The 3,539-nt window shown below is 68.9% G+C and carries 3 protein-coding genes; 2 read left to right on the top strand and 1 reads right to left on the bottom strand.

Features of this window, described 5'->3' with window-relative positions; translation table 11 throughout:
* Window positions 1-1,016: winged helix-turn-helix domain-containing protein (locus tag ACNPM4_RS13815; RefSeq protein WP_448986035.1), on the bottom strand; the 1,016-nt coding region annotated here is incomplete at its 3' end.
* 88 nt (window positions 1,017-1,104) lie between these two features.
* On the opposite strand from ACNPM4_RS13815, the gene ACNPM4_RS13810 reads away from it, so the two are divergent.
* Window positions 1,105-2,301: an AI-2E family transporter gene (locus ACNPM4_RS13810; protein ID WP_029262973.1), complete on the top strand. Its 1,197-nt coding sequence runs from the start codon at window positions 1,105-1,107 to the stop codon at window positions 2,299-2,301.
* A complete protein-coding gene (gene ilvA, locus ACNPM4_RS13805) occupies window positions 2,298-3,527 on the top strand; it encodes a threonine ammonia-lyase (RefSeq protein ID WP_029262972.1) in 1,230 nt (409 codons plus the stop codon). The genes ACNPM4_RS13810 and ilvA overlap by 4 nt, the downstream gene beginning before the upstream one ends.
* Window positions 3,528-3,539: the final 12 nt, after the last annotated feature.

Raw genomic sequence — 3,539 nt, 5'->3', positions numbered from 1 at the left:
TCGACGCGCGCCACGATGCGGTCGCCGACGAGCACGGGCAGCGAGTAGTAGCCGAACCGGCGCTTCTCGGCTGGCACGTAGATCTCGATGCGGTAGTCGAGATCGAAGATGCGCAGCGCCCGGTCGCGGAACCACACCACCGGATCGAACGGAGTCAGAACGGCCGCGGTCTCGATCTTGCGGGGCAGCACGGCATCGCGATGCCGCCACGCGCGCAGCGGACGGCCTCCGCGTTCCCAGCCGCGCACCTGCACCGGCTGCAGCTCGCCGGCGTCGACGAGCTCGGTGATCGATCGGGCGACCGCGGCACGGTCACGGATGCGGTAGTAGTCGGCGAGGTCGGACTGCGTCGCAACACCGCTCGAGCGAGCCGCACGGCGCGTCAACTCCAGGATCGCCTCGTCTCGGGAGATCTCCCGCGATCGGATAACGTCGGGGATCACCTGGTCGGCCAGCGCGTACGTGCGCTCGAAGCCCCGGCGGCCGCTCACGGCGACATCGCCCGTGCGCCAGAGGTGTTCGAGCGCGAGCTTGGCTTCGTCCCAGTCCCACCATGTTCCGCGCTCTCGCGGCGCGTCGTCGCGCAGGTCGGCGGGACGCAGCGGCCCCCTGGCGCGGAGTTCGTCCTGCACCCACTGCACCGTGCGCGCGTTGTTGCTCATCCACGAGTCCTCATCCGCCCACTTCCGCCGGAAGTCGTCCATGCGGAATCGCCACAGCGGCCAGTCCGCCACCGGGATGAACGTCGCCTCGTGGGCGAGGTACTCGACGTAGTGGGTGGTGCGGGAAAGGAAGACCCTGTCGAGCAGTGTCGGGTCGTAGGAGCCGAGACGCGAGAAGAGCGGCAGGTAATGCGAGCGCGCGAACACGTTCACCGAATCGATCTGAAGGACGCCGAGCCGATCCATCACGCGGTGCACGTGGCGCGCGGTGACCGATGCGGGTCGGGATCTGGTGAACCCCTGAGCGGCGAGGGCGATCCGCCGGGCGTGCGGGGAGCTGAGGGTCTCGGTCACGCCGTCAGCGTATCGCCGGGCACCGACATCTCCGCTCTTCGGTGATGGATGCGTCGAACGGCATACGGCTTGACCGTAGACTTGGGCGATGAGCGAGGACCAGCGCCCCCGGCTGCGAGATCTCTTCCGTCCGCGCCCGGTCTCCACCGACCGCACCGTGACGACCGATGCCGATGAGGCGGTGCCCTTGCCGCTGCGCATCACGGCGAGCTACTCCTGGCGGCTGCTGATCATCGCCGCAGCGATCGGCGTCTTCATCTGGCTGGTGATGCTGCTGAAGCTCCTGGTCATCCCGCTCATGGTCGGCATCCTCATCACAGCACTCCTGTGGCCGGCGTTCTCGTGGATGCTGCGACGCGGATTCCCACGCTGGCTGGCGATCACGATCTCGCTGATCGGAACGGCCGCCATCGTGACCGGACTGATGTGGCTGGTCGTCTGGCAGGTGCGCGCTCAGCTGCCCGACGTGCAGGCACGCTCGACCGAGGCGTTCGACCAGTTCCAGGTCTGGCTCCACGAAGGTCCCCTGAACCTCTCCGACACCCAGATCGCCGACTACCTGCAGCAGGGCCTCGACTTCCTCGACGAGCAGACGCAGGCGCTCTGGACGGGCGCACTGGCCATCGGCACGACGGTCGGACACGTCGCGACCGGTGCGCTGCTGTCGCTGTTCATCCTCATCTGTCTCCTCGCCGACGGCGCAGGAATCTGGCGCTGGACCCTTCGGATCTTCCCGCGCAAGGCGCGGCCCGCCGTCGACGGTGCCGCCCGAAACGGCTGGGCGACGATCGTGAACTACGCCCGCACTCAGTTGTTCGTGGCCACCATCGACGCGATCGGCATCGGCCTCGGGGCATTCCTGCTGCAGGTGCCGCTCGCGCTTCCGGTCGCCGTCCTGGTGTTCCTCGGCTCCTTCATCCCGATCGTGGGTGCGGTCGCGACCGGCGCCGTCGCCGTGTTCCTGGCTCTCGTCTACAACGGGCCGTGGATCGCACTGTGGATGCTCGTGGTCGTGCTGGCGGTCCAGCAGATCGAGGGCCACATCCTGCAGCCGATCATGATGGGCTCCGCGGTCAAGGTGCATCCGCTCGCCGTCGTCCTCGTCGTGGCGGGCGGCGCGATGATCGCCGGCATCCCCGGAGCACTGTTCGCCGTTCCGCTTGCGGCCTTCGTCAACGTCGCGGCCGTGACCATCAGTTCTGGTTCCTGGCGCACGGGCGTCGGGCCCAGCGGAGACCTTATCTGGAGCACAGTACCGCGCGAGCGGAGACGGAGGAATCGATGAGTGCAGTCCCCAGCCTGACCGAGTTCGAGCTAGCGGCTCAGAGTCTGGCTGAGGTGATCTCGCACACGCCGACGCTGCCGTCGCGAGCCCTCTCCGACATTCACGGAGGCACCGTCCTGCTGAAGATGGAGAATCTTCAGCGCACGGGCTCGTTCAAGATCCGCGGTGCCGCGTACCGCCTCTCACGCCTGAGTGCTGAGGAGCGCTCGCGGGGCGTCGTCGCCGCATCCGCCGGCAACCACGCCCAGGGCGTCGCGCTCGCGGCGCAGGCGCTCGGCATCCCCGCGACCATCTTCATGCCGCTGGGGGTTCCGGTTCCCAAGCTCCTCGCCACCCGCGGGTACGGCGCCGAGGTCGTGCTGGAGGGTGAGACCGTGGCGACATCGCTGCGTCTGGCGGCGGAGTTCTCCGAGCGCACCGGTGCGGTGCTGATCCACCCGTTCGACCACCGCGACGTCGTGATCGGGCAGGGGACGCTCGGACTCGAACTGCTCGAGGACGCCCCGGATGTCGACACCGTGGTCCTCGGCATCGGTGGCGGAGGCCTGATCGCGGGCGTCGCCGCGGCCGTGAAAGCGCGCGCCGCTGAACTCGGGCGCACCGTCCGCATCATCGGCGTCCAGGCCGAGAACGCCGCCGCTGTGCCCCCGTCGCTCGCTGCGGGCGAGCCCGTGGACATCGTCACCCGTCCGACGATCGCCGACGGCATCCTGGTCGCGCGCCCCGGCGCCATCCCGTTCGACATCATCAAGGAGCTCGTCGATGAGGTCGTCACGGTCTCGGACGACGACCTCGCTCGGGCGATCCTGATCCTGCTGGAGCAGGCGAAGGTCGTGGTCGAACCGGCCGGCGCGGCCGGCGTCGCGGCGATCCTGGCCGGCAAGGTCTCCGGCACCGGCACGACGATGGCGGTGCTGTCGGGCGGCAACATCGATCCGCTGCTCCTGCAGCGCGTGGTCTCGCACGGGCTTGCGGCATCGGGCCGATACCTCACCATCCGCGTCCCACTGCCCGACCGTCCGGGCCAGCTCGCCCGCGTCTCCGAGCTCATCGCCGAGGCGGGTGCGAATGTCATCGAGGCGATGCACACCCGTCATGGTCATGGACTCCAGATCAGCGAGGTCATCCTCGAACTCAGCGTCGAGACGCGTGGCCCCGAGCACTCGGAGCACACGCTCGACACGCTGCGGCGGGCCGGCTTCGAGCCCATCCTCGTCGCCGACTGACCTTCCCGCCCC

It is taken from the genome of Microbacterium umsixpiens (assembly GCF_053543675.1).
This window is presented reverse-complemented; position numbering and strand designations above follow the sequence as displayed.

Excerpts from the sequence above, each read along its gene's own strand:
- ACNPM4_RS13810 (WP_029262973.1), top strand. The coding sequence starts at position 1,105 with ATGAGCGAGGACCAGCGCCCCCGGCTGCGAGATCTCTTCCGTCCGCGC.
- ilvA (WP_029262972.1), top strand. The coding sequence starts at position 2,298 with ATGAGTGCAGTCCCCAGCCTGACCGAGTTCGAGCTAGCGGCTCAGAGT.